Genomic DNA, 24,996 nt, shown 5'->3' with positions numbered 1-24,996 from the left:
CCGAAATCCAACTTAAATTTTGTGTAAATATGTAATCAGGAAAAAGGGACGATAGCGTATCTGGGGGCGGAGCCGGAAAGGTTTGCTATGCAATACCTTTCAGTGTCCGGTTTATCCAGCCAAGAAGGAACTTTGCCTGTGAGGGATTATGATTAACAATTTCCGCATAACGGGCGACTTTCTTGAGTGCATAGCCATGCAGAAATACTTCCGGTGGCATGTTGTTGATGGCCTTTAAGGATTTCGTACCGATGATCCCGTCAACGTACACATCAGCAACTTCCTGAGCCAGTTTCGACGCTGCAGACAGGCCGGCATTAACGGCGAAATCAAAGAGGGTTTCAGCTACACGTTGAGAATCAATAAAGTCTCCGCGGATCCGTTCCCAAAAGTGCTGCTGGTAGAACGCTGCGACATGAGGCATCAGTTGACTGTCGGGGACGCCGGCATCAAGTAGTGGCCAGCCTTCCCAGTCAGGATGAAAATTGCGGGCTATACCGGCGTAGGTAGCGCCACCGCGGTCACCCTCCACACGATGAAGTGTATAGCCCCCTTCGTTATCAATCATTTTTTCAAAGGCGGGTAAAAAAGCAGCCATGACATCCTCCCTGATGAATGGTTAAATTTTACGCTTATTACCAGTTTATCTTTTCAATAAGGTTTTACAATCCTGTTGTATTAACTTTTTGCAATATTTTGACCTTTTATTCGGTGTTGAACTTTGCACTGGCATAGTTGACATAATCCGCTAAAATGCTGTTCATATATACAGTGTGGTGGCAGAGTGCGAAAGATTATTCACGTTGATATGGATTGCTTTTACGCTGCAGTTGAAATGCGCGACAATCCGTCATTGATCAATAAGCCCATAGCGATTGGCGGCAGCGCCGATCGCCGTGGCGTGATATCAACGTGTAACTATCCGGCAAGAAAATTTGGTGTGCGCTCTGCCATGGCAACAGCCTATGCAAAGCGTTTGTGCCCTGAGCTCATTCTTGTACCCGGCAGAATGGATATGTACGTCCGCGAGAGTCAGCGTATCCGTGAAATTTTCAATGACTATACCGACCTCATCGAGCCTTTGTCTCTGGATGAGGCCTATCTGGATGTCACTCACACCACTTTGTTTAACGGCAGCGCCACACTCATAGCACAGGATATCCGCCGGCGAATTAAAGAAGAACTGAATCTGACTGCCTCGGCTGGTGTGGCATCATGCAAATTCGTGGCTAAGGTAGCCAGTGACGAAAATAAACCGGACGGGTTATGTGTGATCACACCGGATAAGCTGGATGCATTTGTCAGAAATATGTCGCTGTCAAAAATTCCCGGCGTGGGCAAAGTCACACAGCAGAAGTTGCAGCGTCTGGGCCTGACTACCTGTAATGATGTCCGGCAATATCCCTTTGAACGTCTGCAGAAAGAGCTGGGGAAATTCGGTTCAGTGCTGTGGAACCGTGCTCACGGTGTGGATGAGCGGGATGTCAATGTCAGCCGGGTAAGAAAATCAATCGGAGTGGAACGTACCTTCAGCAGCGATTTGCATACACTTGATGAATGCAAGGCGGTACTGCCTGTGTTGTGGGAGAAGATGCAGCAACGCATTGAAGGGCATTTAAAAAAGACCGGTGAGCGGAAATGTCTGATAAAATCTCAGGGCGTGAAGCTCAAGTTTCAGGACTTCCAGCAAACCACCGTTGAGCACCGTCATCACGATATCGAAGAAGCATTTTTTTATGAATTGCTGGATGAAGCGTGGCAGCGGGCCAGAGGCCGGGGTGTCAGGCTGGTGGGCATTCACATTGGATTAGCCGGCGGTTTGCCGGCAGAGCAACTGCTATTGCCACTGGAGGATGAATAATATGTCAAAGCCGGTTGTGCCCGGAACGTATCAACATTACAAAGGCAACTTTTATACTGTCATCGGTGTGGCTAAGCACTCAGAAGATGAATCGGAACTGGTGGTGTACCGGCCGGAATATGGTGAAAAAGGGCTTTGGGTCCGTCCGCTGACCATGTTCACTGAGCAGGTGGAAGTGAACGGAGAAACGGTTCCCCGCTTCAGACATATTGAAGAGCAGGACCGGGATTAATCATCCGGTAGAATAAAATCACAAAAGGGGCGCAAAGCGCCCCTTTTGAATTACTTGTATCCGCTGTTTTGGCCGTTACTGGTTGCGTTCAGCATCAAATACCTTAATTCCGGCTGTCCAGGTTTGCAGCACCCGGGTGCGCCAGATATCTTTCGGATCCACATCGAAGATATCCTGATCCACAAGAATAAAGTCAGCCCATTTCCCCGGGGTCAGCGTACCCAGACTGTCTTCCATATGTGCGGCGTAGGCAGCATCCAGCGTAAAACCTCTGAAAGCCTGCTGAACGGTCATCGCTTCGTGAGCATACCAGCCCTTTACCGGCTGGTTGTTTCTGTCCTGACGGGTAACGGCAGCATGAATACCGTAAAACGGATTGGCCAGCTCTACAGGAAAGTCTGAACCCAGCGGAATGGGGATCCCTGAATCCAGCAACGTCTTCCACGCATATGCACCGGCCATGCGATCCTTTCCGAGGCGGTCTTCTGCCATATTCTTATCGCTGGTAGCGTGGGTGGGCTGCATGGAAGGCAGTACACCCAGCTCCGCAAACCGGGGCAGATCGTCGGGATGAATCACCTGAGCATGTTCAATACGGTTTCTGAAGTCAGCATCAGGATGTTTTTTCATTTCCTTTTCAAATTGATCCAGCGCCATACGGTTTGCTCGGTCGCCGATAGCGTGAAAGTTGAGCTGAAATCCGGCGTTCATGACTTTACTGAACAGGGGAGCCATTTCTTCAGGCTGGGTAAGCAGTAAACCTGTCTGATGGGGATCGTCGGTATAGGGAGCCAGCAAAGCCGCACCACGGCTTCCAAGTGCGCCGTCACCATAAGCTTTTACGCTGCGGATAAACAGAAAATCGTCACTGCTGCGTACCGGTCCGTTATCCAGCATGGCGTCCAGGTCCTTGTCTGTAGCACTGACCATGGCGTAAATACGTACCGGCAACGATTGTTCTGCCGCACGGGCCAGATAAAAATCGTAAACCTGATGAGGTACACCGGCGTCATGCATGGCGGTAACACCCACAGACAGTAAATGCTGACCGGCGGCATTTAACTGCTGATGGTAAAGTTCTGCGCCCGGGGCAGGCATCACCTTTTCCATCAATCCCATGGCATTATCAATCAGCACGCCAGAAGGATTACCACCGGCATCACGCATAATTTTTCCGCCCACCGGGTCTGGCGTATCACGGGTAATACCGGCCAGTTTTAATGCGGCTGAATTGGCCCAGCCTGCATGGGCATCAACTCTGGTCAGCCACATCGGGCGACGCGGGATCGCTTTATCCAGAATGCCTGCGTCCGGGAAGCTGCGGTCCGGCCACATTTCCTGATTCCAGCCACTGCCAGTGATCCAGCGCTGTTCCGGATTGGCAAATGCGTAGGCAGCAGCCAGCTTAGCCGCATCCTGCGCACTTTTACTCTCACGGACATCCACTTCCAGTAAACTGCTGCCAAGGCCAAGCAGGTGACCGTGGGCATCAATAAGACCGGGCAGTAAGACATTGTTATAGCCATCTACAACTGCATCGGCGCGGGGAGACTCCGGATCCAGTTTTTTCACTTTGCCGTTTTCTATCAGCATTGAAGAAAAGGCGATCAGCTCGCCTTTTTTATTCAGGGTATAGCCGCTGATATTATTGATTAATGTCGTGCCGGCAAGGGAGTTAAATGAGGCAGTAAGCAATACGGCGGCACTCCACCGTAATGAACGTTTAAACAATGACATGGCTTAGTCCTGCTCCTGTTCAGTTAAGTTAGGTGGCTGAAGTAAATAGTCTGTCGCCCAGATTTTTTGCATGCTCTGCTGGCTGATATTACCGCCGGTAAGTATTACCAGGGCGGTCTGGCCTTTTGGTGCTTCCAGTGCCCATGAGGTTACCGCTGCCATGCTCATGGCACTGGTGGGTTCTACATGCAGTTTCAGCAAATGTTGTAACCATTGGGTCCAGTAGGCAATCTGGATTTCATCAACTTCGTAAAAGTCATCCAGTTGCTGTAAAAGCGGGAAGGTATGCAAGCCAACTGCAGGTGTGGCCGCACCGTCTGCGAGCGTGTTTGCGGGCCCCGGTAGTGATTCAATAATACCGCTTTGCAGAGAACGCGATGCATCGTTGGCTACCTGAGGTTCTGCGCCGATGACTTTGGCATCCGGTTGCAGGGCTCTGGCAGCAAGTAAGGTGCCACTGATAAGGCCACCGCCGCCGCAAGGCGCAAATACGGCATCCACTTTACCGGCATCTTCCAGCGCTTCCATACATGCTGTGCCCTGACCGGCGATAATATCCGGATGATCAAAGGGCGGGATCCATACAGTTCCTTCTTCTTTTGCTGCTTCGGCCACCGCTGCATCGGCTTCGGGCCGCGTAGGGTACAACGCCAGTGTCGCGCCATAGCTTTTAGTCGCAGCGGCTTTTACCGCAGAGATATTTTCAGTGGAGTAAATCGTTGCTGGAATATTCTGTTGTGCAGCAGCATAAGCCACGGCCTGGGCATGGTTACCTGAACTGTTTGCCACAATGCGTGAAGGGAGAGCATTTTGCTCTGCCAGCTTGCTGATAAAGTTTGTTGCACCGCGCATTTTAAATGCGCCGGTAGTTTGCAGGCATTCTGCTTTAAACAAAATACGCTGACCCAGCCAGCGGTTTAATAATGAGGATTCCAGCAGAGGTGTGCGGCTTACTTTTCCCTTAAGCCGTAATGACGCCGCATGCACGTCATCGAAGGTGGGAAGGCGGATATCTGTCACTTTTGTTCCTTGATAGTCTTCGCTATTTCAACCTTCTACACTATCACTGTTTCTGTGATGCTGCGACTTAATAAAAGCTTCATACTTTTGTAGTATTTTTCCCGGTTTCAACATAGCCGGGTAGTGATGTGATGCCAGAACGAAAGAAAAGCAGGGTTTACCTGCTCCCGTTCATGCTGTTTTTGTTATTGAGTTTCCTGTTCGTCGCGGCAGGCTTTTACCTCATTAACGATGAACGCCAGTCACGTATATCCAAGGCCACCTCACTGGCCAGTCAGCTGAAAAACAGCCTTGAACTGTTTTCTGCAGAGCGTCGTCAGGCAATGATCAGTCTGATGCAGACCTGGCCTGCTTTCTCTCCCAATGAAATTGACTGGTTCAACGTTCAGGCTGTGTCGCTGATGAATATTCAGCACGGCTATACGTCATTGTCTGTGACAGACAGAAGCGGGAAGATCCGCTGGATGACTATTCCGGAAGGGCAGGGGGCAGAAGCTGCCGGCTTTGCAAAGCCTGAAAGGAAAGAGTCGCCGTTACGGCTCCCTTCACTTCGCCTGTCTGATGATTTTCAGAGTATGCTGGTGCAGTCACGGACAAGTGGCCATTATTTCTTAGTATACGCCCGCGCCATCAGTACGCAGGAGCCTGAACTGGGTTTCCTGGTAGCCACTTTCGATGTCAGTGAAATTCTTAACGCCATGGTCGGGGAGCTGGTTGGGCCTCAGTTTAATTTCATGATCCGCGATATTGATGCACATTTACTGGAAGCCGGTGATTTTGCTGATGACGGTTCAATTGTCGAAACCGGCAAAATTGCTTTTCTGGGGCGCGACTGGTCACTGCAAATACAGAGCCGGCCCGCCAGGTTCGACGCCGGATGGTTGCTGGGCGCGGCGGGTGTGCTGATGTCGTTGCTGGTAAGCTGGATTTTCCATAAACAGTTAAAAGGTGCAGTCAGGTTATCTGTCAGCCAGAAGCGCTATCAGATAGCCAGCGAAGCCGGTCTGGATGCACTGATGATTTACCAGCCCGCGTCCGGTGGCTTTGTACTGCTTGAAGCCAATACCGTTAGCTATGAACTGTTTCCCTCTCTGAAAAACCGGCAATTGCCACACACACTGCACTACCTGATGGCATTTCTTGGTCATCCTGAGCTGACAACCGCAGCAAGGGAAGTGTCAGACTCGGGAGTGCCTTACGAGACCTACGTAAAAGTCGATACAGATGCTACGGCGGCAGGATGGCTGAAAATTCAGATGGTGAAGGCGGGAGAAACCCTGGCGCTGACCATGCGGGATGTATCAGAGCGGTTCCGTGCACAAATTGATTTAAAGAAAAGCGAGGAGCGTTACCGGCGTTTACTGGACAACATGCAGCGCCACTTCGTGTACACCAGAACACCTGATCACCGGTTTGTTTTTGTCAGTGCCGGTCTAAGCGCCATCACAGGATTGAGTGCAGACGAATTTTGTGAACAGTCTGCCAGTCTGACTTACCGCGTACCGGATAATATTCACGCTGTTACAGAGGCTATCGAAAAGGGGGTTAAGCCCGAACCCTATCTTGTTCATTATCAGGGAAAAGACGGAGAGATTTTTGTCATTGAATTCACCGACACACCGGTGTGTGACGACAACGGCAAACTCATTGCCGTGGAAGGGATTGCCAGGGACGTGACAAAAGAGCAGGCTCTGCAGGAAGAGGTGGTGTTTCAGGCCAGTCATGATCAGCTCACAGGACTGGTGAACCGGTATGCTTTTGATAACGAACTGCACGTGTTGCTTGAAAGCGTTAAACGGGGAGAGCAAACCGGTGTGATGTGTTTTATCGACATGGACAGATTTAAACTGGTGAACGACAGCTGCGGTCATCCCGCCGGCGACCGTTTACTGAAAGAAGTCGCCGGTATTTTTGCCCGCCATCTTACTGAAAATGAATTGCTGGCGCGCATTGGCGGTGATGAGTTCTGCATTATTTTTTCCAATCAAACGCTGAAAGCAGTTACGGCAAAGCTTGATGAAATTATCAGAGCCGTGTCTGAATACCGTTTTGTCTATGAAGACCGGCTTTTCTACGTAGGCGCCAGTATCGGCGTCATTTCTATTGATCAAAACAGCGGTTCAGCGGCAGAACTGATCCAGGCGGCTGACAACGCCTGCTATCAGGCAAAATATCAGGGCCGCAACCGCTATGTGGTGCATCAGCCTGATGGCTGCGGAAGCGGGCTGAATAAAGAAAGCAGTGTGTTACATGCACTGCAGCGGGCAATCCAGCACGGGCTGTTTGAATTGCACAGTCAGTCCATAGTGCCAATGCACAAAGAAGAGCAGGCGCTGGAACACTACGAAATATTGCTCAGGCTGCCGGATGGCAATGGCGGGCTGATTAGTCCCGCATTGTTCATTCCGCTGGCTGAAAGACATGGCCTGATGAATCAGGTTGACGGCTGGGTGGTTGACCGCACCTTGTCGGTACTGGAAGCACATCCTGCTCACCTGGAAAGACTGGGTAAAGTGGCAATTAATTTGTCCGGTCTGACTTTAGGCGACCCGTCGGGGCTCGCGGGCATCGTCGACAGGGTAATGCGCTCAACAGTGCCTGCACACAAAATCTGCTTTGAAATAACGGAAACTGCCGCAGTAACCAATATTAATGCAGCCAGACATTTCATTGAGACTTTACGTAGTAAAGGTTGCCTGTTTGCACTGGATGATTTCGGTGCAGGGATGTCATCGTTTACCTATCTGAAAAATCTGGAAGTCGATTTTGTGAAAATTGACGGCTCTTTCGTGAAAAATATGGCCAGAGACAGTATCGACCATGAAACGGTGAAAGCGATCAGTGCTATCGCGCAAAGTATGGGCAAGAAAACCATCGCTGAGTTCGTTACTGACCAGGCTACCTGTGATGCATTGCGGGAACTGAACGTAGATTACGGTCAGGGTTTTGCTCTGGGTAAACCACTACCATTGATGAATCGTCTGCATACCCGTGATAATGTTAATCTGCTTCGGGCATAAACGTCATTTTAAGGAGAACCCATGGGATTGTTTGATGCGTTGTTAGGTAATGCCAGTGAAACTGATGCGCAGGCTGTGGCTGAAGAATTAGCTCCGGTACTGGGCGCAGGTGAGTCTGTTGTAAGTGCTTACAAACTTGTCAGAGACTTAATCGTCTTCACTTCAGGGCGTATGATCCTTATTGATAAGCAGGGGCTGACAGGCCGCAAAGTGAATTACCATTCAATTCCCTACAAATCCATTACCCAGTTTGTAGTGGAAACGGCGGGACACTTCGATACGGATTCTGAACTGAAAATCTGGGTGTCGGGTCAGGATGCACCAGTTGAAATTGAGCTGAGCAAAAATGCCGCGCAGGGCGTACAGAACGCACTGGCTAATCAGATGTTCGGTTAAATCCGGACTGCATGGAAATCAAAACGGGCTGCAATTGCAGCCCGTTTTTTGTTTAATCCGCTTTCGAAGGATGCAGATTACGGTTAAAGAAGTTGGTGATGGTCTTGTACAGGTGAATACCGGTTTCTTTGCCGCGGATACTGTGTTTCTTACCCGGGTAATCCATGGTTTCAAATGGGATCGCCATATCCTGAAGATGCTTGTACAGTTTAGTGCTGTGGGTAAACAGTACGTTGTCGTCTGCCATACCGTGGTAAATCAGCAAATCGCCTTTTAAGTCTTTCGCGTAAGGAAAGACGCTGGAGGCTGTGTAAGCATCATCATCAGTTTTCGGGTTACCCATGTAGCGTTCAGTGTAATGCGTGTCGTACAAACGCCAGTCGGTGACAGGCGCACCGGAGACACCGGCAGCAAAGTAGTCACCGGCTTTGAACATCGACATCAGTGTCATGTAGCCGCCATAGCTGTGACCATGAACACCGATGCGGTCTGCATCCACATACGGCAGTGTACGCAGGAATTTCACACCCGCCACCTGGTCGTCCACTTCTACCGTTCCCATTTTCTTGAAAATAGGATCTTCAAACGCTTTGCCGCGATAGTTTGAACCACGGTTGTCGATGCTGAACACCACATAACCCTGATCTACCCAATATTGCATCAGCAGGCCGCGGTTTCCGCCCCAGCTGTTAGTCACAACCTGTGCATGAGGGCCGCCGTAAAGATAAACAATTACGGGGTGTTTCTTTTCCAGATTTTCCGGCTTGTACAGACGATAGTAAAGCTCTGCGCCATCGTCAGTGGTAATGGTGCCGAATTCAGGTTTTGTCCAGCTGTCCATGTAGGCACTGAGAGGATGATTGTCGTCTACAGCATTCTCTTCAAGCCAGGTAATTTGTTCGCCACCGGCTTTGTGCAGACTCACCTGAGCAGGGTGATTCACCGTTGACATGCTGTCTACATAAATCGAGGCGTCGGAAGAGAAAGTGATGCTGTGGTAGCCGTCTTTCTCTGAGATACGCTGAATGTCACCATCATCAATTGAAACACTGTATAAGTGACGCTCAAGAGGCGTGTCTTTCCTGCCGGTAAAGTAAATGTTGCCCGTTTCAGGATCGATGGCTTCAAGCTCATCCACGACCCATTTGCCTTTTGTTAGCTGCTTTACCAGAGAACCATCATTGTTATACAGGTAAAGATGTTTGTAGCCGTCGCGCTCTGATGCCCAGATGAACTGATTGCGCTCTGGCAGGAAGGTCAAATCATCGTTCAGATTAACCCAGGTATTACTGTTTTCTTTAATCAGTACGGTCTGTTTTTTACTATTCAGATCATAAGCGCGTAATTCCAGCGCCTGCTGGGTACGGTTTTGCCATTGATAGGTGAAAACGCCGGAGGATGGCATCCAGGCTCCGCGGGCCAGATAAATATCTTTATCTTTGCCCAAATCCACCCATTGACGGGCACCGCTGCCAATTTCCTGAATTGCCAGCGTCACTTCCACATTCGGGGTGCCGGCAGCGGGATACTTCTGCTCAATCATTTTTATGCTGTCCGCATAAATTTCAGAGCGGGTAATAATGTCTACCGGCTTTTCATCTACACGGGTAAAAGCAATGTATTTTTCATCGGGTGACCACCAGTAACCGGTCATACGACCCATCTCTTCCTGTGCAACAAACTCGGCCATACCATATTTGATATTGCCGCCACCGCCCTGGGTAATCGCCGTTTCTTTGCCACTGGCGATGTTTTTCACATAAAGGTTCTGATCACGGATGTAAGCAATAAAATTGCCTTTCGGAGACAAAGTGATATCTGTTTCAAATGCGTCCGTATCAAGCAGTTGTCTGGCGCCTGCTTTTCCCAGTTCGTGATAAAACACGTCACCACCTAAAGGAAACAGTAAGGCTTTGCCGTCGGCTGACCACTGGTAGCTGACAATACCGCTGCCGGATAAGCGCATACGTTCACGACGGGCCTTTTCTTCGTCAGACAGTTCACCGTCGCCTTGTGCAAGGGTGGCTGAGTCGAATAACATGCGGGTTTCGCCGGACTGGATGTGGTATTCCCACAAATCCAGCTGATCATAATCTTCCTGCTTTCCGCGCAGGAAGGTGACCCGCTGTCCGTCAGGGGAGACCTGTAAATTCCGCGGGGCATTTCCGTCCAGTGACGGTGATTCAAATATACGTTCGATGGATAAATCTTTGGCGTGAACGAGTGAACTGAGCATAAGGGCTCCGAGTAGTAACGTTTTTTTCATTATTATCTTTGGCAATCGTTAGTTATAAAAGTCTGTCGGATATTTAAAGGATGACACAAGGTGAATAGCAATAAAACCGCTTTAGTGCTGGGTGCGACAGGATTGGTGGGAAAGGCGTTAGTTCGCCAGCTATTGCTCGATCCCAGATATGATTCTATTACTATCCTGGTCCGGCGACCCGTTCCCGCGAGCTTGTTCAGCGATCCGCTGGGTAAGTTGACACCGCTGGTTATCGATTTTGAGCAGCTACAGGATTATCAGGGCTATTTCAGTGTTAACCATGTTTATTGTTGTTTAGGTACAACCCTTAAACAGGCCGGTTCAAAGGCGGCTTTCCGTAAAGTCGATTTCGAGTATATACATGTTTCCGCGCAGCTCACCAGGGCGCAGCGCGCCGACAGTTTTGTGTGGATATCCTCAGTGGGAGCAGATGCGAAAAGCAGCAACTTTTACCTGCGCGTAAAAGGAGAACTGGAAGATGCGTTAATGCGGATGCCCCAACTACCAAACGCATCCGCGGTCAGACCTTCATTACTGCTGGGAGAGCGAAATGAAAGCCGTCCGCTGGAAGCTTTCGGGCAAATGATAGCACCTGCTCTGGGTGTGTTTATGGCCGGGCCACTGAAGAAATACCGCCCTGTGTCTGCCACGGAAGTTGCCCATAAAATGATTACTCTGCAGGAGTTTGACAGCCAGTAATGGGAAGGGGATTTCGCTGTAAGCAGTTCGAGGTGGTCCAGGATAACTGCGCCATGAAAGTAAATACTGACAGTATGTTGCTGGGAAGCTGGGCGCAGCCCGGCAATGCAAAGCGGGTGCTGGATATTGGCACGGGCAGCGGCATACTTGCTCTGATGATGGCGCAAAAGGCCAGTTCTGCTGCACAAATAACGGCGGTGGATATTGACGGGCCGGCAGCCGCACAAGCTGCACAGAATTTTGCCGCATCTCCCTGGTCAACTCAGTTACAGGCGTTAACCGGTGACATCACTTCCCTTACATTGTCTGGCCGTTTTGATGTGATTATAACGAACCCGCCTTACTTTGAATCAGTGTCCGGGGGCTCCCGGGCATACACAACGCTGACCACAGAACGGGCAACCGCCAGAATTGACGACAGCTTGTCGCCCGCTACACTTTTTGATGTTGTTTCCCGTCAATTGACTGACGACGGCACCTTCTACTGCGTATATCCGGCCTCCCGGGAAACATTGATTTCTGAAACTGCAGAAAAGGCCGGACTGTACGCCAGTCAATGGCTGTACGTCAGTGCAGAGGTTGATAAGCAGCCTTATCTGATTGCCTGGCGTTTTAAACGGCAAAGAAATTGCTTAGGTAGTAAGCAACTGGCGATTCGGGACGGTAACGGAGAGTACTCGTCAGAATTTCGCCGCTTATGTCGTGAATTCTACTTAAAATTTTAGCGCATCATTGAATCCATTTTTCTGGTGTTATAACTTCATATAAGTATCAGCCATAAGTTGAATTTATCCTGCCAGGGCACGGCTTTAAACTATGATCTAAGAAATCAGCACGTTTTCCGGTTATCCGGAAAGGCGCTACATTTCCGGGAGCCTTGTGTAATGTCGTTTGATAATTTTCCGCTTCAGGTCAGTGAAGGCGAAGCTTTGAGCAGTGAGTCTGAGAGTTTTTCCGGCACTGAACACTTCCGTGATAACACGGTTTATCAACTGGAGAACTTATGGCAGAACCGTTTACGGCAGTTCTGTGCGGCAGAGAAAGCCCTGCAACGGGCTAAACGTATGATGTTAATCTGGCTGGGGGTGGTGGTGATCAGCCTTTGTATGCTGTGTTTTTCACTGTTTGTCTCGCCCGTATCACCAGTATGGCTGTTTACGCTGGAGTTTATTGCTTTCTTCAGCGGTTGTGTGGTACAGCCGGTATGCTATCTGCTGGTTAAAGAGCAACGTCGTCACAGAGATGCTTTATCAAAACGTTTTTACCAGAGTAATCATGAAGTTGAAGTTACTGACAGTCACCTTGTACTGATTAACCGCGGGAATTATTCAGCAGTTACCCGCGTTCCCATTTTGGAGCGCTGATTTGTTTTCAAATTCTGTTTTCGGTCCCCGTTCCGGGGGGCTGGTGATTGTTTTTATTGCCGGTTTAAGCCTGCTGGGTTTGCTGTTACTGGTGCCTATGGATGCCTGGTCTCAGTTACTGGTTTCCGCCGTACTCCTTATTGCCGTGCACCTCTGTTCCCAGGAGTCACGGGCCTATCACAGGTATCAGCAGTTTTTTCGCATGGTGGCTATTTTCCTCGGCCTGGCGCTTACTGTCCGGTACCTGATCTGGCGCGGGCTGTATACCCTTACGGCAACAGACGTTTTGTCGCTGGTGGCTGTATGGTTGCTTTATCTGGCTGAAATTTACGCCGGCATTACCCATGTAATGGGATGTATTGTGAATTCGTTGCCATTGAGCCGTCCTCTCAAAACTATCCGCAATATTCCTGAAGAAAAGTTACCCACCGTTGATGTGCTTATTCCCACTTACAATGAGCCTGCGGAACTGTTGGAAGTGACCTTGCGCGCGGCGCTGATGTTGAAGTATCCGCAGGAAAAACTGGCTGTGCATCTGCTTGACGATGGCAGTACAGAGCAGAAAATCACGCAGCAGGATGTGACGGCGGCAAACCGCGCCGGGGCACGTAAAGCTGAACTGTCGGCCATGTGTGAACGGCTTGGCGTACATTATCATGCCCGCAAACTGAATCATCATGCGAAAGCGGGGAACATCAACGATGCTCTGCTGGAAACCAATGGTGAACTCATCGTTGTGCTGGATGCTGACCATGTGCCTACCATGGATTTTCTTGATCATACCGTGCCCTGGCTGGTAGAAAACGAAAGAGTTTTTTTGGTACAAACACCTCACTTTATGGCGAACCCCGACCCGGTGGAGCGGAACTATTTCTCTGCATTCAGCAGAATGCCTTCAGAAAACGACATGTTTTACGGCACCATTCAGCGGGGGCTGGATTTCTGGTCAGCCTCCTTCTTTTGTGGCTCTGCGGCGGTACTCCGGCGTAGTCACCTTGAAATGGTGGGAGGGTTGTCCGGAGAGTCGATCACTGAGGATGCTGAGACCGCCTTTGATTTGCACGCCATGGGTTATGAGTCCGTTTATGTAGACCGCCCGATGGTCAGCGGTCTGGCGCCGGAGACATTTGACGCTTTCGTGACGCAGCGTATGCGCTGGGCGCAGGGCATGACACAGATCCTGTTGCTGAAAAAGCCGTTTATGGAAAAGAAGCTGAGCTGGCATCAGCGTATGGGCTATATGAGTTCAATTCTGTTCTGGCTGTTTCCCTTCGCACGTATTATTTTTCTTTTAATGCCGCTGGCCTATCTGGTTTTCGGCATGCAGGTTTACCACGCCTCCATGACTGAGATCATGGCTTACACCATGCCTCACGTCATTGCGACTTACATGCTTTCCACCATGTTATTCGGTAAAACCCGATGGCCGCTGGTATCAGAGCTTTATGAGATCCTGCAGTGTATCTTCACTCTCAGGGCGCTTACAAAAGTGTTCAGGAATCCCCGTGCGCCATCGTTTGTTGTGACGCCCAAAGGGGAGAACCTGACTCAAACCTTTATTTCACCTCTTTCCGGTGTATTTTATGCATTGCTGTTGCTGGTGGGCGTTGCCATGGTAGCCGGAGTGGTAAAAATGGTGAATGAACCCCTTACCCGTGAACTCACCGCCGTGGTGTTGGGTTGGAACGCATTTAATCTGTTGTTGCTTGTCAGTGTAATGGGTGTGCTGGTAGAGCGTAAGCAAGTGCGGGAACAGGCCCGGTTGCCGGCCAATGATTACATCAGTCTTATCGGCTCTGATGGGAATGCCTGGACCGGTCACCTGATAGATTTGTCTCTGGGGGGCGCAAAGCTCAGGCTGAGCGGCGACACTGCCGGATTGCCGGAGAAAGTGACGCTGATCACAGACAGAGAAGGTGACTTAGGCAAGGTCCGACTGCCGTGTCAGGTGCTGTCTGTATCTCCTGACAATAAATTTGTACGATTTCAGTTTGTTCAGGACGAAGGTAATATTGACCAGATCGTCCGTTTTGTTCTGGGCGACAGCCGGCGCTGGCAGAGTTTCCAGCGTCGCAGAACCCGCCCGGTGTCCTACTGGTTCGGTGTTAAACATGTACTGAGGGTAAGTGTCAGACCGGCATTTCAGCATTTGTATCTGAACAGCCGCCGCTACTGGCAAAAGATGCGCACAACTAAAGGAAGCACATAATGAAAAAAATGGTTTTCGTCCTGTTATTTGGCCTGGGTCTGTTAAGTCAGGCAATAGCAGCAGAAACCCACAAAGTGCGACTGTCTGATTTGTATGCAGGTGACAGTACATTGAGAATGGAAGGGGCAGTGGCAGAATTTGAATTATCTGTGCCATTGTCCGGTGGTCTGAAGGTGGAGAAAGCCACACTGGACATGCGGGCGGTAAATTCTATCGCTCTCATCCGGCAGCGTTCGGTTCTGGCGGTCCGGTTTAACAATGCCACCATCAGTCAGATTGCGCTGGATCCTAATGCGCCAAATTTCCGTCCTGAAATTGATATTCCTGGTGAGCTCTGGCGTGAAGGATTCAATACCCTGACGTTCGCTGTGAGTCAGCATTATGCCAATCAGTGTGTTGATAACGCCGCGCCGGAACTGTGGAGTGAAATCGATTTATACCGTTCGGTGCTGTCCGTAGAAACATCTGCAGTTAATGGCCCTGCCGTGCTGGCTGATTTAAAGAACCGGTTTAATCCCGGTATCGGCCGGCAACAGGGCGTCACATTGTTTACTGCGTCCGGAGCTGAACAATCTACTCTCACCACTGCATTGCCACTTGTTGCTCAGGCGCTGGCGCTACGTGCAGATTACCAGAATCTGGCAATCCGCCATGGCGTGCTGGACAATACCCGTGCGCTGCCGGCCAGAGATGATCTGACGCCGTGGAGCGATGAACAGGCGGAACGCTATCGCATCAGCAGTTTTTATCTTGATAACAGGTCGAAGGAAGCCTTACATGTGGTAGTGGGAACGGCGTCTTCTTTGCGTCCGTTTTTATCTGAGCAAACCTTCAATCAAATCCAAGATGCATATTTAGGTATCGAGTCCACACCAGCCATTGTGGTGGATGACGAGGTGCTGGTGCCGGCGCGGCAGCGCCTGATTGTGTCCGGTACTAATGAGGGGCAGGTACAGCGTGCTGCAACTACACTGGCTCTGATGGATGATGCACTGAATCCGGATCCCTTTATTCTTATTGACGGCTTCCAGACTGCCAACAATCAGGTACCGCTGGTGGCCGACACCCTCACGCCCGGGGAAAGTTACTCTTTTCAGGAGATGGGCGACGGTGGTGCGGAATACCGCGGAGAAACTGCCACTACCAAGCGAGTTGAATTCAATTTACCGGCGGATTTCTATGTGCCTGAAAATGCCACGGTAACCTTGTTGCTGGATTTTGCCTACGGCGCTGAGTTTGGTCAGGGTTCAATGATGAATGTGCTGATAAACGGCAAACTGGTGCATGGATTGCCGTTATCAAATCCCAATGGTAATTCCTTCCGCAAGTATCAGTTAAATGTGCCTGCAAGGCACCTGAAAGGAGGCCGTAACCGTCTCGATTTCGACGTGGCGATGCGTGCACCTATTACTGATGTGGTTTGTGATGATGTGGCAGGGCGTCATCTTTACTTCCAGTTGTTACCTGACAGTCGTATAGAGCTGCCGGAAGCGGGACATGTGGCGAGGCAGCCTGATCTGCGCTTGTTTGGAGAAACCGCTTACCCCATGGCATCTGTTGTGCGCAAGTCTGCTGATATTTACGTGACCCGGCCGGACATGACCGGTGGAGCACTGACACTGGCCGGTAAACTGGCGCAGACAGCAGGTACGCTGCTTCCCGATATTCACGTTATTGAAGGCGTGCCAGGCACGACAACCGATACCGCATTTTTGATGACCACACCGGACTCTGTACCGCAGGGTTATGCCACTGCGTTCGGCGCGTCGCTGGAGAGTGCCAAAAAGTGGCCCTACCGCCTGCAAAACATGCTGCACAACCGTCTGCGGGAAGCGGCAGAAGACAAACAGCATAAAAATCTGATCATGCACGGCGTGACAGTGCAGCAAAGCGGGCTGGGCGATCTGGCAGTCCTGATTGCTCAAAAGAACCCGCAGAGTGACGGTACCGGCACAATATTTATGATGGCCGCTGATACCCCCTCACAACTCAATGACCGTGTGCAGGATCTGATTTCACCGTCCATCTGGGGGCAACTGGGGGGAGACTTCTTTGCCTGGGAAAACTCTGAGCAGCCGGCGCTGGTGATGCAGGTTGCCGATGTTTACGTGGTCGGAGAATTTGAAGATAGCTGGCTGCAAACCCGCATGTGGCTGTCGAACCATCCCTGGTACTGGCTAATTGCGTTTATTGTGCTGGTCCTGTTCTGTTCATTCATTGCTTACTGGTTGTTACGCCGCCGGAATAACAAGATGCAGGACCAATGGTGATGAGACGGTTTGGCTTTGTTTTAATTTCTGTGGCGGTGCTGATGACTGCTTGCTCTCCTACCCGCAAAAGTGAGTTCGCTCTCGCCTGGGACACCTACGCGGCCAGATTTTACGACCAGGGTCGTATTGTCGACACCGGTAACAATAATGTGTCCCACAGTGAAGGGCAGGGGTACGGTATGTTGTTCGCTGTGGCGGCTGACGACAAGGCACGGTTTGACGAATTATGGCAGTGGACAGCCACTACCTTACAGCGGGCCGATAAGCTGTTCAGCTGGCGGTACACGCCGTGTCCTCAACAGGACAGAACCTGTGTGGATGATCCCAATAACGCCTCGGACGGGGATATACTTATCGCCTGGGCGTTAATTAAAGCGGCAGATAAATGGCAGGAACCTGTGTACCGTAAATCAGCCATGGCGATTTTGGAGGCTGTAAGGGCCACTATGGTCGTGGCTAAACACCCGTACGTACTGTTGCTGCCGGGGGAAAATGGTTTTATTTACCCCAACGGCGATGTGCAGGTGAATTTATCCTACTGGGTATTTCCGGCGCTGAATGCTGCCGCTGATGCTACCGGCGATGAAACCTGGGACGATCTGGCCGTATCCGGCATTTCACTGATACAGCAGAGTAATAACCAGTGGTCATTAACCCCGGACTGGTTAAGAGTGACAGACGATGGCATCAGTCTTGAAGGTGTAGTAAACCCTGAGTTCGGGTTCAATGCCTGTCGTATTCCGTTGCAACTTGGCTGGCAAAATATCGATAAGCAGGTAGCGAAGCCTTTTCTGGATTACTGGGCAGATACCGCTGCACCGGCAACTAAAAACTTACTTACCGGTGCGGTGGCAGAATATCCCCTGACGCCGGGCATGAAAGCGGCAAGTGCCGCGACGGCACAGCTTTATGGTGAGCCGGTGAAGGGGGATAACGCCGCCGGTGTATTTACCCTTAACGGTGAGCTTGATTACTATTCAGCAAGTCTCATTATGCTTAGCCGTCTGGCAATTCAAGAAGGAAACCGGCATGGCAGTTAAGCGGTTGTCACTTTTAACCGTAGCAGTACTGACGACTCTGGGCCTGAATGCGCCCCTTCAAGCGGCTGAAGCACCGGATCTCACCGGCGTGTGGTATCACATTAAACATAAGCAGGTGGCGCTGGCGAACGCCGAATATCAGCGTTTACAAAGCCGTTATCCTGACTGGCAGCCGGAAGAATCTCTTAAGCAGGCTATCAGCTTGCTGAATAAACCGTTAAAGCCGGTGGTCCCTGTCGAAAGGAAAAAAGAGACCGTTAAAGAAGACCCCGATGCGGCATTTATGGGCCGGCTGGCAGCGATGAAAGAAAAGCAGTGGCAGAGGCTTTCTGTCGTTGCAGTGTCCCGTGCTGCAACCATTGCTAACAGCAAACGTAATGACGCGGACTTGTTACTGACCGGTTGGATTTACATGGCCAGGCAGCAATATAACGAAGCCATGACTCTGTTCTCTCTGGTCAGTGAAGGCAGTGCCGGACAGAAAAAAGATGCCATTGGTGCGGCTGTGGATGCACTCAGCTTTCAGGCCATGGCTGCAGACGATCTTAACGGGTTGCAAGCGCTTTATGATGCATGGCCGCAGCAAGTTGCCGCACTGATAAACGGTGCTGCCTGGCAGGCTTTTGATGCCGGTGAGTTTACCCGCTCGGGATCTTTATTCAGGATAACCGGTAACCGTTACGGTGAGGTATTGAGCCTGGACGGGCAGGGACACAGTAAAGACGCACTTGTACTGGCTTGTACTACTCCTGCCACGACTGAATTAACAACATGGTGCCGTGACGGATTGTCTTCACAGCAAACAGCTGCATGGGAAGCGAAAGATTATGCAGCCAGCATCCGTGCCGCAGAATCCCTTAAAGAGCGTAATCTTCTCAGCCGTGACCAGGCAATGCTGTACGGCTGGGCACTGGATGAAAGCGGTAATAAAGCGGCCGCTTCGAAGGTGTTTCTGTCTGTGCTGGCAGACTCCCCGGCTGACGAAGAGGTTCAGTCTGCCGTTATTCACAGTTTTGATTACAATGCTGAAGCGCTGATGCCGCTGTCAGCAAAGTATCCCTTTATTGCCACGTTTATCAGCAGTCAGGAAGGCGGACAGGCATTCGGGAGAAAACAGTTCGACCTGGCTGATCGTTACAATGCTAATCCGGCAAAAGAATCAACCGCCGGCGATGTGCAGGTTTATGCCGGCTTATCAGCCCGTCACCGTAGCGGTGAAAGGGGGCTTGGCCATCTTGATGAGCATGCCGGTTATACCGGCTTCACTGATGTCTTTAAAGATACCCGTGTCGATGTCAGTGTGCGTCACGAGCAGGTGTTCAGCGGGACACCGGATGCCGGTAGCTGGTTTGGTACAGGCTTGTCTGATGCTGACTTTGCCGGTGAGGCAAAGCAGGCCGGGCAGGGCATCGATGTTTCCTTAACCCGTCAGGAACAGGACTGGACCTGGTACGGTCAGGCCGGGTACTTGCTGCTTGATCAACCTGTCTCTACCCGTCTGACCGGTGCCTTAGGGGCTACCTGGTATCAGGCTGATTTCTTAGTATCAGGTCTGGCTTACAGAGAACGCAGAAAAGACAGTGTTCTCAGTCAGACCGGCACCTGGTTTGATACCTCATCACGTGACAGTAGCGCAGCGTGGGGCGGTGTTATGCAAACAGGTCTGCGTGGATTGGGTGTAGTGGCCCTGAACGATGTGTGGTCAGCATCTTTGTCAGCAGAAACCGCCATGCTTGACGGAGAGCAGGTGAAAGATAACTCCATGCACAGCCTGCGGGTTGAAGTTAGCAGAGAATTATCCGGCGATAAGAAAGACTGGCTGGACTATTTTCGCGTGGCACCGTATCTCGGCTGGCAGCAGTATGATCACGATTTAAGTGGTTTTACGGCCGGACATGGCGGCTATTTCAGTCCGCAGAGATTCTTCAGTACCGGGGTCAGCACTGACCTTCTTACCGCCGAAGGTAGACTGTGGCAGTTGAGAGGCCGTTTCAGTCTCGGCTGGTCTTCAATCAAACAGGATGGCGGGCCGCGCTTTCCGTTAACTGAGGATTCAGTCACGGTGTTACCGTCAACCAATGTGTCAGGCGTCAACGGTGAGTTGCTGATTGAAGGTCAGTATTTGTTTGGGAATCACTGGTCGCTGGCGGGTTATGTCAGCCGCTCACATGCTGTGGCGTATCAGGCAACGTATGCTGGTATTGAGCTTCGCTGGTATGCCGCCCCACGTAAGGGCGTAACCAGCGAAACACTGATAGGGTCGTCTGTGGAATTAAAAGGCTTTGCTTTTTAATAAATACTGACGGAGACCAAATGCCATCAGGATGACGAAAAACAACGCGCCGCCGGGCTCGCTGACAGTAAAGTTACCGAACTGATAGTTATTAATCTGGCCTGTCAGTGTACCCACAGGCGATGTCAGGCTTTTCACAATAAAGTTGCCATCAATATGCCCGTCATAGAATACCGTGTCTGCCAACGGAGCCAGAATACTGCCTTTAAAACCAATGGCGTTCAGGGTCAGTGATGTGGCATCAACAAAGTTAAATAACACATTATTCGCATACGTACCGTCGTGACGGTAAACCCCCGGCTGATTATCTGCAATCTTATTGCCGTCTGCGCCATAAAAACCGGTATTAAACAGAGATACATCCGTACCGGTCACATTGATAATGTTGTAGCTGTCTGTATCAACGTTCAGATAAATGCTTTTGTTTGCTGCAGACAGGGTCGAGGCATCAATAGAGAACACGTTAAAATCGCTGTTGCCATCAAAGCTGATACTCCACACGTCTGTGCCGTTACCGGTTACCGTGGTGGTAGCATTGTCTGACAAAACGCCCCACAACGAAGACGTGGTCAGCAGATCCTGATTGATACTGGTGAAATCAAAGGAGCTGTCATTATAAAAACTGTGTGTATTATTCGTTGCATTAACGCCATACAGGCCAACAGAACTGTCGATATCAATGGTGCCACCGGCAACAGCGTCACCATTGTAAATACGGGCATCCCGCATGGTGACGTTGCCGCCCACTGTAAGGGTGTTTTGTTGACCATTTTCCGGCAGTTCGAGACCAATACCATAGTGCTGCAGGTTTAAGTCGCCACCCACGGCCAGCGTACCCTCTACATCAGACTGAGTGCCTGTCATGTTTTCCATGATGTACGCGTTGAAATCAAAAGCTTCATTCAGATACACAGGCGCGGCACTGGCCAGCTGGCTGCCGAATAACAATCCGATGAAAAGATGTTTTAAACGTAAATGACGCATAAACGCTCCGCTAAGCTTGCCCGAATGCTTCCCTTTTGTGATTTCAGGCATGAATAAAGATAACGTAAAGATTGTATGTTAATTGGCCGGTCAACACCAGCAAAGGAAGGTATGTTGAACAATACTGATGCAAAAAACGCGGCATAAGCCGCGTTTTTAATTTGATAGAAAAGAAATACTGATGGTCAGGATTCTTTCACCAGAACAGATACCTTTTCAATACCTGCAATTTTAACCTGGTTCATTACTTCAACAACGATACCGTGTTCGGTATTTTCTTCTGCCTGAATTGCTGCAGAGTCAGTGTTGTTTTCTGCAAGGAACGTTTGCGCGTTCGCAACAACACGACGGATATCAACTTCACGACCACCCATTGTAATCACGCCATTCGCGTCAATACGGATAGACAGTGATTTGGAAGGCTTGTTGTTGTTTGCCTGGCTGTCATCAGGACGGTTTACGTCCAGACCTTTCTCTTTCACGAAAGAGGTGGTAACAATGAAGAAGATCAACATGATGAACACGATGTCCAACATGGGGGTCATGTCAATCTGAGCCTCGTCATCGGCACTGGTATGCTTTTTTCTTTTCATCTCGTAGTCATTCTTCTCTTTAAGTTCGAGCACCCTAGTATACTGTTTGTTATCAAAACTGGTAGCATTTTGTAATAAACAGACACCATTCTTAACACTTGTTGCTGGCTTTTTAGCCAAAATCACCGGTGAGTTATATTATTACGATGATTTTTTAGTCAGGGCCTTACCCAACTGGTAAAAATACAACATTAATGCATCATTAAGCTGTTTACGCAAATTACCATGAGGATAAATACCAAGTCTAGCCTCAGCAGACTTTTTTGTTCCCTGCACAAGAAACGCATTCTTCACGGGATGATCCTGGATACAAGCTTCGAATGCCCGCGCCGCCATCTCTTGTGGCATAGCATAGTAATACATTTTTAACGTGCGATCAGCCTCTATTGATCGCAAAAGATAATCATTCGGTGCTTTTTGATCGTTCAGGAACATAACCTGAAAACACTCGCAGAGCTTATCATTCAGGGGGTGAGCACGCATTGGCGCACTGTCCAGCCAGGCTTTGGAAGCAAATGATCCCGGCGGCAGATCGCTAAAAACGCGGGATGCAATGTAGTGATCGAAGGCATGAAACCATTCGTGCGCAAGTGCGCCGCCACCGGCGTTCTTTGCCAGAGCCAGTTGCCGCTTAGCACTGTTATAGTGGGCGCTGGCGTGTTTCTGGCCGCCACTGCCAAACGCCAGCGATAATGTGCCGTTCAGCGAGATCACCTGTTCGTTTATTTGTAATATTTCGATCAGATCGTACAGGGCATCGAAGAACAAATTGGCAGCAAGCTGCTGTTCTTCAGCCGTGACCCATTTGCCAATGGTAATTGCAGAGAAATTAAATAACTTGCGGATGTCATTAAAGCTGACGTCCGCACCGTCGCGGTGGGATGGACCGTTGCGGTAGAACTCGCGGTGGAGTCTGCCTGAAGAGGCGTTAGCCGGCGAGTTCATCTAACAGCTGAAGGCACCAGGTGTTGATGCGCTCATCGGTTTGATCAAATTGATTTTCATCGTCGAGGCTAAGGCCGACGAATTGAGACTTATCTTCCGTCAGTCCCTTTGATTCGGCAAACTCATAGCCCTGATTGGGCCAGAAGCCGATAAAGCGGCAACCTGACGGCTCAAGGGCTTCATGCAGCATGCCCAGCGCATCCTGGAACCAGTCGGCATAGCCGAACTGATCACCCAATCCGAACAGGGCAACAGTTTTTCCGGCAAGGTTCAGCTTGTGCACGTCTTCCCAACTGGATTCCCAGTCTTCCTGCAGCTCACCAAAGTCCCAGGTGGAGATGCCGAATAAAAGAATGTCGAAAGCTTCTGCCTGTTGCAGCGCAGTATCTTTGATATTAAAAACGCTGACGACCTGCGCATCAAAAATACTGTTCAGCTGAGCCTGAATTTTTTCGGCTGCCATCTCGGTATAACAGGTGGTGGAACCATAAAACAAACCGATGGACAGGGCTTCATCGCTCATTCTTTTACCTCTATTCTTCTTTCCTGGGCGGGAATTCTACCGTATCCCCGTTACTGCACAACGCTTTGCAAATTACAGTGGTGTCATTCTTGTGTAAAACAAGCTGGCCGATTGCAGAGCGGTTCAACAAGGTTTTACCGTCGATGCCATCGGGAGAGCGCGATCTCACCGACATATTCCGGCGCCGTGTAAACACGTTTAGCGGCGATTTATGACCATAAAACCAACGGTTTAATCTTTCCAGCCAGCGCAATAGTCCTTCAGGAAACGCATTTTTAATACCGCTGCAGGTAAACTGAGTGATATGGGGGCTGTTCCGGCGGAAGCGCAGGCGCACATCATACACGAAAGAGTAGTGCACATCGCCGGACAAAATAATAAATTCCGGCGGCGTTTTATAATGGCGGAAAATATTCAGAATGACGTTTGCCGTGCCACGGTGGGCCATCCAGTTTTCTGCATCTACGGTGAGTGCTTTGCCAAAAAACGTAAATACTTTCTGGATGGCTTCAATCATCTTTACGCCGTAAATGGGGGCGGCAGACACCACAATCACCGCTTCCTTTCCAATTAATGCCTGCTGGAATTCACAAAGTGCTTCCCAGTCCATCAAACCGGATGGCTTATTCAGACTGGATTCTGAACGCCACCGGCGGGTTCGGGTATCCATCACATACACCGGCGGTGACGTCTCCAGTGTGTAGTGCCATTCTTCGAAATCCAGCAGCGTATCAATAAAAGCATCATGTTCCTTCAGGCCGGCGGGAGTGAAAACGCCGGCAGCAGTTTCCAGAATGTCCGTAAACTTATCCGGTTGGTTACCCCAGCCCTGGCAAAGCCAGTAACCCATCAGTGCGTTACCCACCATACGTTTTGACAGGGGATGACCATACACTTCCTGCTCCCATCCTCGGGTCAGATTCCAGTCATCGGTCACGTCGTGATCATCGAATATCATGTAGACCGGCAGGTGTGCCAGAGAACGGCGCACTTCCGGCAAGGTGGCTGCGAAAGCCTGAATAACTGTCAGTTCCTGATTAAATTGAGCTTTGTAGGGTTCAGGGATGTCACTGTCTGAAAATTTGATGTCGCGCCACATCGCCGGCGACCACACCAGGATATACATGGCCATGATTTCTGAAAATGAAATCAAATGGTTTTTTGCATTTACTGAAGTAAACACCGGCTTTTTCTTGGCGCCGAAAAATAGCTCCGACAGTGCCGTGTTCATGGCTATTTTGGGGAGGATTTCGTCCCGCTGATAGTAATTCAATGAGTGAGAGGTCAGTGCATCACTGTGGTCCACCACTGCGCCTTCAAGGGGCTCACCGAAAAGCCCCAGCGCAGTAATGACTTGCTGTATCGCCTGAAGCATTGGACCGGCGACATCGTCGCTGTATACCTGATCGCCGGTCAACAGCAGCATGTCCGGCCGGCAGACACCGCCTTTGAATTCCTCTTCAATTAATCCGTGAACACGGGTAAGCGCATCTTTTTCATCATGATGAGGTTTCCGGCAGGAGCCGTGTAACACGTTTGTCAGT

At 50.2% G+C, this 24,996-nt stretch carries 20 protein-coding genes; 11 read left to right on the top strand and 9 right to left on the bottom strand.

Annotated features, from left to right (window positions below; all coding sequences use genetic code 11):
• Positions 1–85: 85 nt before the first annotated feature.
• Complete coding sequence (locus ACXAH4_RS16840; RefSeq protein WP_119502565.1) at positions 86–598, bottom strand: glycoside hydrolase family 108 protein; 513 nt, start codon at positions 596–598, stop codon at positions 86–88.
• 186 nt (positions 599–784) lie between these two features.
• Between ACXAH4_RS16840 and dinB the strand changes: the two genes are divergently transcribed.
• A complete protein-coding gene (gene dinB / locus ACXAH4_RS16835) occupies positions 785–1,861 on the top strand; it encodes a DNA polymerase IV (protein ID WP_474846136.1) in 1,077 nt (358 codons plus the stop codon).
• 1 nt (position 1,862) lies between these two features.
• Positions 1,863–2,093, top strand: a complete 231-nt coding sequence (locus ACXAH4_RS16830) for a DUF1653 domain-containing protein (protein WP_474846134.1) — start codon at positions 1,863–1,865, stop codon at positions 2,091–2,093.
• A gap of 75 nt (positions 2,094–2,168) precedes the next feature.
• On the opposite strand, the gene ACXAH4_RS16825 is transcribed toward ACXAH4_RS16830, so the two are convergent.
• Positions 2,169–3,830, bottom strand: coding sequence for an amidohydrolase (locus ACXAH4_RS16825; RefSeq protein WP_474882722.1), 1,662 nt, complete (start codon positions 3,828–3,830; stop codon positions 2,169–2,171).
• Between the two features lie 3 nt (positions 3,831–3,833).
• Entirely contained in the window at positions 3,834–4,841 is a 1,008-nt protein-coding gene (locus ACXAH4_RS16820) for a serine/threonine dehydratase (RefSeq protein WP_474852667.1), read from the bottom strand.
• Positions 4,842–4,981: 140 nt separating this feature from the next.
• Here ACXAH4_RS16820 and ACXAH4_RS16815 point away from each other — a divergent pair, with 140 nt between their 5' ends.
• Both ACXAH4_RS16815 and ACXAH4_RS16810 read left to right on the top strand, forming a co-directional pair.
• Positions 4,982–7,870: a putative bifunctional diguanylate cyclase/phosphodiesterase gene (locus tag ACXAH4_RS16815; RefSeq protein ID WP_474882720.1), complete on the top strand. Its 2,889-nt coding sequence runs from the start codon at positions 4,982–4,984 to the stop codon at positions 7,868–7,870.
• Positions 7,871–7,891: 21 nt separating this feature from the next.
• Positions 7,892–8,266: a PH domain-containing protein gene (locus ACXAH4_RS16810; protein ID WP_119502559.1), complete on the top strand. Its 375-nt coding sequence runs from the start codon at positions 7,892–7,894 to the stop codon at positions 8,264–8,266.
• Between the two features lie 52 nt (positions 8,267–8,318).
• Here the strand turns inward: ACXAH4_RS16810 and ACXAH4_RS16805 are convergent, their stop codons facing one another.
• On the bottom strand, positions 8,319–10,532 hold the full coding sequence (locus tag ACXAH4_RS16805) for a S9 family peptidase (RefSeq protein ID WP_474882718.1): 2,214 nt from the start codon (positions 10,530–10,532) through the stop codon (positions 8,319–8,321).
• A 60-nt stretch (positions 10,533–10,592) separates the two neighbouring features.
• Between ACXAH4_RS16805 and ACXAH4_RS16800 the strand changes: the two genes are divergently transcribed.
• The 7 genes from ACXAH4_RS16800 to ACXAH4_RS16770 all read left to right on the top strand — a co-directional run bounded on the left by ACXAH4_RS16800 (position 10,593) and on the right by ACXAH4_RS16770 (position 20,407).
• The gene (locus ACXAH4_RS16800; protein ID WP_474882717.1) at positions 10,593–11,231 is read left to right on the top strand and encodes an NAD(P)H-binding protein; all 639 of its coding nucleotides are present in this window, start codon (positions 10,593–10,595) and stop codon (positions 11,229–11,231) included.
• A 53-nt stretch (positions 11,232–11,284) separates the two neighbouring features.
• Positions 11,285–11,956, top strand: coding sequence for a tRNA1(Val) (adenine(37)-N6)-methyltransferase (locus ACXAH4_RS16795; protein WP_474882715.1), 672 nt, complete (start codon positions 11,285–11,287; stop codon positions 11,954–11,956).
• A 159-nt stretch (positions 11,957–12,115) separates the two neighbouring features.
• Entirely contained in the window at positions 12,116–12,595 is a 480-nt protein-coding gene (locus ACXAH4_RS16790; protein ID WP_474882714.1) for a hypothetical protein, read from the top strand.
• 1 nt (position 12,596) lies between these two features.
• Positions 12,597–14,804, top strand: a complete 2,208-nt coding sequence (gene bcsA, locus ACXAH4_RS16785) for a UDP-forming cellulose synthase catalytic subunit (RefSeq protein ID WP_474882712.1) — start codon at positions 12,597–12,599, stop codon at positions 14,802–14,804.
• Positions 14,804–17,074, top strand: coding sequence for a cellulose biosynthesis cyclic di-GMP-binding regulatory protein BcsB (locus ACXAH4_RS16780; RefSeq protein WP_474882710.1), 2,271 nt, complete (start codon positions 14,804–14,806; stop codon positions 17,072–17,074). Before bcsA ends, ACXAH4_RS16780 begins: the two co-directional genes overlap by 1 nt.
• A complete protein-coding gene (locus tag ACXAH4_RS16775; protein WP_474882708.1) occupies positions 17,074–18,114 on the top strand; it encodes a family 8 glycosyl hydrolase in 1,041 nt (346 codons plus the stop codon). Before ACXAH4_RS16780 ends, ACXAH4_RS16775 begins: the two co-directional genes overlap by 1 nt.
• A complete protein-coding gene (locus ACXAH4_RS16770; protein WP_474867501.1) occupies positions 18,104–20,407 on the top strand; it encodes a cellulose synthase subunit BcsC-related outer membrane protein in 2,304 nt (767 codons plus the stop codon). The genes ACXAH4_RS16775 and ACXAH4_RS16770 overlap by 11 nt, the downstream gene beginning before the upstream one ends.
• Here ACXAH4_RS16770 and ACXAH4_RS16765 read toward each other — a convergent pair.
• The 5 genes from ACXAH4_RS16765 to ACXAH4_RS16745 all read right to left on the bottom strand — a co-directional run.
• Complete coding sequence (locus ACXAH4_RS16765; protein WP_474846112.1) at positions 20,387–21,391, bottom strand: choice-of-anchor A family protein; 1,005 nt, start codon at positions 21,389–21,391, stop codon at positions 20,387–20,389. The genes ACXAH4_RS16770 and ACXAH4_RS16765 overlap by 21 nt on opposite strands.
• Positions 21,392–21,576: 185 nt before the next feature.
• Positions 21,577–21,984, bottom strand: a complete 408-nt coding sequence (locus ACXAH4_RS16760; RefSeq protein WP_119503483.1) for an ExbD/TolR family protein — start codon at positions 21,982–21,984, stop codon at positions 21,577–21,579.
• A gap of 141 nt (positions 21,985–22,125) precedes the next feature.
• Positions 22,126–22,929: a CLCA_X family protein gene (locus tag ACXAH4_RS16755; protein WP_474846110.1), complete on the bottom strand. Its 804-nt coding sequence runs from the start codon at positions 22,927–22,929 to the stop codon at positions 22,126–22,128.
• Positions 22,913–23,452: a flavodoxin FldB gene (gene fldB, locus ACXAH4_RS16750; RefSeq protein ID WP_474882706.1), complete on the bottom strand. Its 540-nt coding sequence runs from the start codon at positions 23,450–23,452 to the stop codon at positions 22,913–22,915. Before fldB ends, ACXAH4_RS16755 begins: the two co-directional genes overlap by 17 nt.
• Before the next feature lie 10 nt (positions 23,453–23,462).
• Positions 23,463–24,996 (bottom strand): metallophosphoesterase family protein (locus tag ACXAH4_RS16745; RefSeq protein ID WP_474882705.1); only part of this gene is annotated, 1,534 nt, incomplete at its 5' end.

Source organism: Alteromonas sp. ABV2_168 (genome assembly GCF_056161165.1).
This window is presented reverse-complemented; position numbering and strand designations above follow the sequence as displayed.

What these genes read in the sequence shown, in the direction of transcription:
- fldB (WP_474882706.1), bottom strand. Translation starts at nt 23,452, where the DNA reads ATGAGCGATGAAGCCCTGTCCATCGGTTTGTTTTATGGTTCCACCACC.
- ACXAH4_RS16815 (WP_474882720.1), top strand. Translation starts at nt 4,982, where the DNA reads ATGCCAGAACGAAAGAAAAGCAGGGTTTACCTGCTCCCGTTCATGCTG.
- ACXAH4_RS16775 (WP_474882708.1), top strand. Translation starts at nt 17,074, where the DNA reads ATGAGACGGTTTGGCTTTGTTTTAATTTCTGTGGCGGTGCTGATGACT.
- ACXAH4_RS16790 (WP_474882714.1), top strand. Translation starts at nt 12,116, where the DNA reads ATGTCGTTTGATAATTTTCCGCTTCAGGTCAGTGAAGGCGAAGCTTTG.
- ACXAH4_RS16840 (WP_119502565.1), bottom strand. Translation starts at nt 598, where the DNA reads ATGGCTGCTTTTTTACCCGCCTTTGAAAAAATGATTGATAACGAAGGG.
- ACXAH4_RS16825 (WP_474882722.1), bottom strand. Translation starts at nt 3,830, where the DNA reads ATGTCATTGTTTAAACGTTCATTACGGTGGAGTGCCGCCGTATTGCTT.
- ACXAH4_RS16780 (WP_474882710.1), top strand. Translation starts at nt 14,804, where the DNA reads ATGAAAAAAATGGTTTTCGTCCTGTTATTTGGCCTGGGTCTGTTAAGT.
- ACXAH4_RS16795 (WP_474882715.1), top strand. Translation starts at nt 11,285, where the DNA reads ATGAAAGTAAATACTGACAGTATGTTGCTGGGAAGCTGGGCGCAGCCC.
- ACXAH4_RS16760 (WP_119503483.1), bottom strand. Translation starts at nt 21,984, where the DNA reads ATGAAAAGAAAAAAGCATACCAGTGCCGATGACGAGGCTCAGATTGAC.
- ACXAH4_RS16830 (WP_474846134.1), top strand. Translation starts at nt 1,863, where the DNA reads ATGTCAAAGCCGGTTGTGCCCGGAACGTATCAACATTACAAAGGCAAC.
- ACXAH4_RS16765 (WP_474846112.1), bottom strand. Translation starts at nt 21,391, where the DNA reads ATGCGTCATTTACGTTTAAAACATCTTTTCATCGGATTGTTATTCGGC.
- ACXAH4_RS16810 (WP_119502559.1), top strand. Translation starts at nt 7,892, where the DNA reads ATGGGATTGTTTGATGCGTTGTTAGGTAATGCCAGTGAAACTGATGCG.
- ACXAH4_RS16755 (WP_474846110.1), bottom strand. Translation starts at nt 22,929, where the DNA reads ATGAACTCGCCGGCTAACGCCTCTTCAGGCAGACTCCACCGCGAGTTC.
- ACXAH4_RS16770 (WP_474867501.1), top strand. Translation starts at nt 18,104, where the DNA reads ATGGCAGTTAAGCGGTTGTCACTTTTAACCGTAGCAGTACTGACGACT.
- ACXAH4_RS16805 (WP_474882718.1), bottom strand. Translation starts at nt 10,532, where the DNA reads ATGAAAAAAACGTTACTACTCGGAGCCCTTATGCTCAGTTCACTCGTT.